General features: G+C 58.2%; 6 protein-coding genes. 4 read left to right on the plus strand and 2 right to left on the minus strand.

The annotated features are described in order from the left end of the window. Positions 1 to 137 precede the first annotated feature (137 nt). Genes I5W_RS21625 through I5W_RS21635 form a run of 3 tightly spaced genes read left to right on the plus strand, consistent with a single transcriptional unit; the run spans position 138 to position 2,835 of the window. Positions 138 to 1,331: a hypothetical protein gene (locus I5W_RS21625; protein ID WP_252717169.1), complete on the plus strand. Its 1,194-nt coding sequence runs from the start codon at positions 138 to 140 to the stop codon at positions 1,329 to 1,331. Further along, entirely contained in the window at positions 1,328 to 2,065 is a 738-nt protein-coding gene (locus tag I5W_RS21630) for a putative type VI secretion system effector (protein WP_044530781.1), read from the plus strand. The genes I5W_RS21625 and I5W_RS21630 overlap by 4 nt, the downstream gene beginning before the upstream one ends. 20 nt (positions 2,066 to 2,085) lie before the next feature. Further along, positions 2,086 to 2,835 (plus strand): putative type VI secretion system effector, encoded by a 750-nt coding sequence (locus I5W_RS21635; RefSeq protein WP_044530785.1) that lies wholly within the window; start codon positions 2,086 to 2,088, stop codon positions 2,833 to 2,835. Positions 2,836 to 2,921: 86 nt separating this feature from the next. Here the strand turns inward: I5W_RS21635 and I5W_RS21640 are convergent, their stop codons facing one another. Further along, positions 2,922 to 4,994, minus strand: coding sequence for a UvrD-helicase domain-containing protein (locus tag I5W_RS21640; RefSeq protein ID WP_017449753.1), 2,073 nt, complete (start codon positions 4,992 to 4,994; stop codon positions 2,922 to 2,924). A 125-nt stretch (positions 4,995 to 5,119) separates the two neighbouring features. Between I5W_RS21640 and I5W_RS21645 the strand changes: the two genes are divergently transcribed. Then, the gene (locus I5W_RS21645) at positions 5,120 to 5,590 is read left to right on the plus strand and encodes an SRPBCC family protein (RefSeq protein ID WP_044530782.1); all 471 of its coding nucleotides are present in this window, start codon (positions 5,120 to 5,122) and stop codon (positions 5,588 to 5,590) included. Between the two features lie 106 nt (positions 5,591 to 5,696). Here the strand turns inward: I5W_RS21645 and I5W_RS21650 are convergent, their stop codons facing one another. Further along, entirely contained in the window at positions 5,697 to 6,746 is a 1,050-nt protein-coding gene (locus I5W_RS21650; RefSeq protein WP_044530783.1) for a YeiH family protein, read from the minus strand. Positions 6,747 to 6,841 lie beyond the last annotated feature (95 nt).

Raw genomic sequence — 6,841 nt, forward strand, 5'->3', positions numbered from 1 at the left:
TGGTGGCGGTGTAGTAGGTCGCGGTTTCGATATTGATCATCTCTGTTTGCTCCAAGGGGCTGCCATTGCTTTGATCTACGCAAGCACTGGCTCTCGGCGTCCCGGCGTCAGGGCGTCAGGGCGTCGCAGGATCCAGCGTGGACAGGAACAATGTGGAGAATGCGAAACAGGTCTGGAACTGGTATGCGTATATCCAGAAGTCGATGAAGGCCATCGCGGATTTATACAAGAAAGCGGCAGGCGTCTACAACGCCAACGAAAAGGCAAAGGCCGGGACCAACGTCGCTTTCAATGTGAAGCTTGAACCCTACCGACAGTTCGGCATCGACAAGACGGCATCGACCTTCGGTGATTTCATCTTCAAGAAATTCAGACTCGACGGCAAGATGGCCGACATGGCCTGCGAAAAGATCATCCAGAGCTGGTTTGGCTTGCGTGCCGGCGTGGAAGTGGCTGCGGCGGGTGCGCTGGCCGATGCGCAGGCGCGTTACGCCATGAGCGGTCGGCTTGACATACTGGAGCGCGTGCGAGCATCCAAGAACCCGCTCGCGCCGGAGGTTCCCGAAAAGGAAACGGTGTCGTCCAGGACGCTCAAGCGTGACTGGGCCGCTTTCCGCGATTCAGAGAAGAGCGCCAGTGCCATGCGGGATGCGCGCATGGCACTGGTGGTGTTGCTGATCGAGAGCGGCAATTTTGCGAAGATGATGCATGACTGCATTGAGAAAGGGGATAGCAAGAGTCGGGCTGGATTGGCGGCATCTGCGATGACGATCGCTAGCGGCGTCATTGATATATGGGCCGTGGCGGTCAAGGAAATGCAGACGGCGAATGCGACGTCCTATCAAGTGATGAAATTGGGTGGGGCCAGTCTAAGTGTCGCGGCTGGCATCATAGGTATTGTGTTTGATGTTCAGGATGTGGTAAGGGCAGGCAATAGAGCAGAGATGGGCATTCTCACGCTCTATTCGTTAAAAATTGGCCTTGGTGTAATCAATATTCTGGCGACGGGGGCCTCTACATTTACATACGCAGCGCCAATTCTCTTGCGATTGACTGGACGTGTGGCAGCGGCGCAGGCGTTGGATTTGGTGGGTACCCGAGTGGCGGCGGCTATTGCGTGCAGGATTCTTTTTATGTCAGCTGGGATGTGGATTGGCGTGCTGCTATTTATTGTGCAGGTAGCTATTTGGACGTTGAGCGATGATGACTTGGAAACATGGTGCACGCTCTGCGTTTTTGGTACGAAAAAGGGAGCTGAGGCCGCTTACAAGGATGCGGCCAAGCAGCGTGAAGAACTAGGCAAAGCGTTGATCGCTGTAGGAGTCGGATGATGGATCAGTACTTGGAAACACCAGGCCAGGTAGATGGCTTGATAAAGATCAGTGGCGAAATAAAAAATTATGTCAGTAAAAGAGATGAAGCTAGCTTTGTCTTGACTAGGAAAGACAAGACAGGAATGGGCATGGTCTCCGTTGCCCTGGCTGCGGCAGGAATGGGCGGGCAGGCAATCGCGACTGCCTCAAACGCGGGCAGTCTGCAGGAAGAAGCCGACTACGTGGAATTCTATCTGGATGGCAAGGAAATTAAAGGCTGGCTATGGCGTAGCCCATTCAAAGAGGGCGACATCGTCGATGCGGCGGTTGTTTGGCAAGGAGAGTATTTCGAGCTGGTCGCATTGGCCAATCCTGCTGATCGGACGATTGCGTTATATCCGCACTGCGTGCGAGGGCGGCGTGCCTTCTATACGTTGGTTTTTCGTTGGTGGCTTATTTTTGCTGGCATATACCCCGCTGTTTTCTCCTTTCTTTTCTATTCTTTCGAACCTTTTAATCGCTATCTTTTTCAACTTCCTTTTTGGCTTTGTTGGGGAGGTCTGATAGCAAGTGCAACCTTTGTTATTTCCATGCTGATGCTGCAATGGACCCCGTTCGGGAAAGCGGCGCAACGCGTTTTTTCAGTACTGGGATTAAGAGATCCATCAGGCGTCGATCTTAAAAAGACCACCAAGGCACAACGCAAGCCGGGCGATCCGCCAGAGATGGGCGCATTCTTCTTCCGTTATTAAATGAATTTGAAATGCCCTCTATGGAAACAAACGCCCCATCTCAGGTAACGCTTGGCCAGGTCGAAACCGGCGAGTTGATCAAGATCAGCGGCACGATCTGGCATTACACCTACGAGCGCGGCGAGGCGAGCTTTGTTCTCATGCGCAAAGATAAAGCCAGGATGGGCATGGTCTCCGTTGCCCTGGCTGCGGCAGGCATGGGAGGGCAGGCAATCGCGACTGCCTCAAATGCGGCCAGTCTGCAGGAAGAAGCAGACTACGTGGAATTCGATCTGGACGGCAATAAAGTGAAAGGCTGGCTATGGCGTAGCCCGTTCAAAGAGGGCGATGTCGTCGATGCGGTGGTTGTTTGGCAAGGAGAATATTTCGAGCTCGTTGCGCTTGCCAATCCTGCTGACCGGACGATTGCGTTATATCCGCACTGCGTGCGAGGGCGGCGTGCCTTCTATACGTTGGTTTTTCGTTGGTGGTTTATTTTCGCTGTCATATTTCCCACAGTTGTCGCCTTTCTTTTGCTTTCTTTCGGACCTTTTAGTCGACATCTTTTTCACCTTGCTTTTTGGATTTTGTGGGGCGGTCTTGTGGCAAGTGCAAGCTTTGTTATCTTCATGCTGATGCTGCAATGGACCCCATTCGCTAAAGCGGCACGACGCGTATTTTCCGTGCTGGGATTAAAAGATCCATCAGGCGTGGATCTCAAAAAGACCACCAAGGCGCAACGCAAGCCGGGTGATCCGCCAGAGATGGGCGCATTCTTTTTCCGTTATTGAATTTAAGAAGAGCTTGTCTGGATTGTCACAGTCGCAGTATCTCGACCAGGCGGCCTATCGCTGCCTTTAAAATTCTGAAGGCTGCCTTAGCTCTGTTCCGGCGTATTCCTGGGCTTCTGCAACAAGGCCTTCAAATTGGCCAGCCGCGCCTGCGGCGTGATCTTCTCGCTTTCCTGCGGCACCGCTTCGCCTTCATCCAGGCGCATCTCCTTGACGAAGCGCGAGATCTGGCATTCGATCACTTCCTTGGCGCGCTTGCGGCGCTTGCACCAGGACAGGTGCAGCGAACGCTGGGCACGGGTGATGCCCACGTACATCAGGCGCCGCTCTTCTTCCACGCGCGCGGCGGCTGCTTCGGGCGGGGTGTCGGGGTCGCCCTTGTGCGGCAGGATGCCTTCTTCCACGCCCACCAGGAACACATGCGGAAACTCCAATCCCTTGGAGGCATGGAGCGTGGACATGCGTACCGCATCCTGCTCTTCGTCGCGGCCTTCGAGCATACTCATGAGGGCCACCATCTGGGTGATTTCCAGCAGGTTCTTTTCTTCGCCTTCACCATCGCGTCCGCCGCAGGCGCGTTCCTTCAGCCAGTTGATGAAGTCCACCACGTTCTGCCAGCGCGCCTGCGCGGCCCGTTCTTCGAAACTGTCGTAGAGATAGAACTCGTAGTTGATGGCTTCCATCATGTCGTCCAGCACGCGGCCGGCCTCGGCGCCGCTGCCGGATGGGCCGGGGCGGGTGGCGCGCGACTCCAGCGCATTGATGAAGTCGCAGAACTTGCGCAGCGGCAGCAACTGGCGGTCGGTCAGCTTGTCTTCCAGGCCGCCCTTGTAGACCGCTTCGAACAAGGAACACTGCCACTGTCCGGCCAGCGTGCCGAGCACTTCCAGCGTGGCCTGGCCGACGCCCCGGCGCGGGGTGGTGACGGCGCGGATGAAGGCGGGGTCGTCATCCTGGTTGGCGATCAGGCGCAGGTAGGCAATGATGTCCTTGATTTCGGCACGGTCGAAGTAGCTCTGGCCGCCTGACATCACGTAGGGAATGCGTTCGCGCCGCAGCGATTTTTCCAGGATACGGGCCTGGTGGTTGCCGCGATACAGGATGGCGTAATCGGCAAACTTGGCGCGTCGCTCGAAGCGGTGTGCCGAGAGCGTGATGGCGATCTGGTCGGCTTCGGCTTCTTCGTCATCCATGGCCATGACCGTGATCGGGTCGCCCAGGCCGTGCTCGGACCACAGGGTCTTGTCGAACAGCTTGGGGTTGTTGGAGATGACCGCGTTGGCCGCCTGCAGGATGCGCGTGCTGGAGCGGTAGTTCTGTTCCAGCTTGATCAGGTGCAGGTTGGGAAAGTCCACGCCCAGCAGTTTCAGGTTCTCGATGGTGGCGCCGCGCCAGGCATAGATGGCCTGGTCGTCGTCGCCCACTGCGGTAAACATCGGCTTCTTGCCCACGCCGGTGACCAGCAGCTTGACCAGTTCGTACTGGCAGGTATTGGTGTCCTGGTATTCGTCGATCAACAGATAGCGCAGCTTGCGCTGCCAGCGGTCGCGCACTTCTTCGTTGCTGCGGAACAGTTCCACCGGCAGGCGGATCAGGTCATCGAAGTCGACCGCCTGGTAAGCCTTCAAGGTCGCCACGTAGCTGCGGTAGATGCGGGCGGCCTGGGCTTCGTCTTCGGTGCGGGCATTCTTTTCGGCCAGGTCGGGATCGACCAGACCGTTCTTCCACAGCGAAATCGAATTCTGGATGCCGCGGATGATGGCCTTGTCGGTGGTCACCGCCAGTTCTTGTACCAGGGAAAAACAATCGTCGCTGTCCATGATGGAAAAGCGGTCCTTCAACCCCAGATGCTTGGACTCCTGGCGCAGGATCTTCACCCCCAGTGAATGGAAGGTCGAGACCGTCAGGTGCTTGGCTTGCTTGGGATCCTTGAGCAGCTTGGCGATGCGTTCCTGCATTTCCAGCGCGGCCTTGTTGGTGAAGGTCAGCGCGGCGATGTTGCGCGATTCGTAGCCACAGTTCTCGATCAGGTGCGCGATCTTCTGCGTGATCACGCGGGTCTTGCCCGAGCCGGCGCCGGCCAGCACCAGGCAGGGCCCGGCCATGTAGTGGACGGCTTCGCTTTGCGGCTTGTTCAGGCCGAAGGAGGGGGCGGACATACGGAGGTGATCGGCGTGGGCAGGAGAAGAAACGAGGTGCCATTGTAGCAGCCCGCCCGCACCGTCTCGGTACGCCTGTGGGACAATGCCGCATTGTCGGCGGCAACAACATCACGAGAGCTACCATGAAATTCAATCACCTCATCCAGATCAACGATCCGCTCAACCCGCTGATCGATCCCCTGACCCGCGAACAGTTGTGGCGCGGCTTGGTCATGCGCGCCGAGTCGCCGCAGTTGTTCATGCCGCACCTGGACGATTGCCGCCTGCTGGAGAAAAGCCTGGACCGCGTGCGCCGCGAGCTGCGCTATGGCGAGCTGGTGATCATCGACCAGGTGAGCTACCTGCCGCAGATCCAGGTGCTCTACGACGTGCCGGCCCAGGGCGATATCCCGGCCTCGCGCATGAGCATGACCATCGAGGAACCACAGGCCGAGGTGCTCTTCGTGCGCTTCGAATACGACGATGGGCAGCCCGAGGATGCCGGTGGCGCCGAGGCCTTCTACAACGATTTCCGTCGCTCGGCGTATCAGGAAGCCGATATCGACACCATCCGCATCATTCGCGAACTGACCCAGCGCGGGGAGCTGCATTGAAGAAACTGAACCTGGTGTGCCCTTGAATCAGTTTTCCTGATGCACAAGAAAAAGGCGCGGTCCTTGCGGATCGCGCCTTTCTTGCTTTGATGTAGTCCGATCAGGATCAGGCCAGCAAGCGTCCCAGTGCGCCGTTGACCAGTGCGCCACCGATGACCAGCCAGGCGAACAGTACCGCGCCCAGGATCATCGGCTTCATGCCGGCGCTGCGCAGGGCCGAGAGGTGGGTGGACAAGCCCAGGGCGGCCATGGCCATGGCCAGCATCAGGGTATCGGCCTGCAGCACCAGCTGGTTGAGGTGGGCCGGCAGCGGGAAGAAGGAATTGAACACCACCACACCGATGAAGGCAAAGGCGAACCAGGGAATGGACAGCTTCTTTTGCTGGTGCTGGTGACCCGAGACGCTCGGTGCCGCCTTCATCGACAGCATCAGCAGGAAGGGCGCCAGCATCATCACGCGGACCATCTTGGTGATCACGGCCACATCGGCGGTGTGCTGGTCGATGGAGCGGGCCGCCGCCAGGACCTGGGCCACTTCATGGACGGTGGAGCCGATGTAGACACCGAAGTCCGGCAGACGCATCCCCCACATCGGTTCGGCCTGCAGCGTATAGAGCAGCGGATAGAGGAAGATCGCCAGCGAGCCGAAGATCACCACGGTGGACACCGCCACGGTCACCTGTTCGCTGCGTGCACGCAGCACCGGTTCGGTGGCCATCACCGCGGCGGCGCCGCAGATGGAGCTGCCGGCGCCGATCAACAGTGCCGCATCGCGATCCAGCTTCAACAGCTTGGTACCTACCAGCCAGGCCAGGCCGAAAGTGGACAAGAGCATGGCGGCATCGATCACCACCCCGGCCAGGCCGACGTGGGCGATGTCCTGGAAGGTCAGGCGAAAACCGTAGAGGATGATGCCGGCGCGCAGCAAGGTCTGCTTGGAAAAGCGCACGCCTTCGCCGCAATAGGCGCCCATGCGCGCATAGACGGTGTTGCCGATCAGGATGCCCAGCACGATGGCTACCGTCAGCGCCGAGAAGCCATGGCTTTGCAGCCAACCGATATTGCCCAGGTTGATGGCGGCCCAGGCCACGGCGCCGGAGAGCGCCATGCCGGCGATGGCCGGATGCAGGGGGGAAGTTTGGGTTGCGCTACGCATGATGCTCTCCACAAAGGATGGTGCTGTCGATGGGGTGCACTGTACGCGTGCTGGATATAAAAGAAAAACNGCGTTATTTTGATAATATCTACCTG

The organism is Herbaspirillum sp. B65 (assembly GCF_000333555.1).
Taxonomy (GTDB): Bacteria; Pseudomonadota; Gammaproteobacteria; order Burkholderiales; family Burkholderiaceae_D; genus Herbaspirillum; species Herbaspirillum rubrisubalbicans.

What these genes read in the sequence shown, in the direction of transcription:
- I5W_RS21630 (WP_044530781.1), top strand. Translation starts at nt 1,328, where the DNA reads ATGATGGATCAGTACTTGGAAACACCAGGCCAGGTAGATGGCTTGATA.
- I5W_RS21635 (WP_044530785.1), top strand. Translation starts at nt 2,086, where the DNA reads ATGGAAACAAACGCCCCATCTCAGGTAACGCTTGGCCAGGTCGAAACC.
- I5W_RS21640 (WP_017449753.1), bottom strand. Translation starts at nt 4,994, where the DNA reads ATGTCCGCCCCCTCCTTCGGCCTGAACAAGCCGCAAAGCGAAGCCGTC.
- I5W_RS21645 (WP_044530782.1), top strand. Translation starts at nt 5,120, where the DNA reads ATGAAATTCAATCACCTCATCCAGATCAACGATCCGCTCAACCCGCTG.
- I5W_RS21650 (WP_044530783.1), bottom strand. Translation starts at nt 6,746, where the DNA reads ATGCGTAGCGCAACCCAAACTTCCCCCCTGCATCCGGCCATCGCCGGC.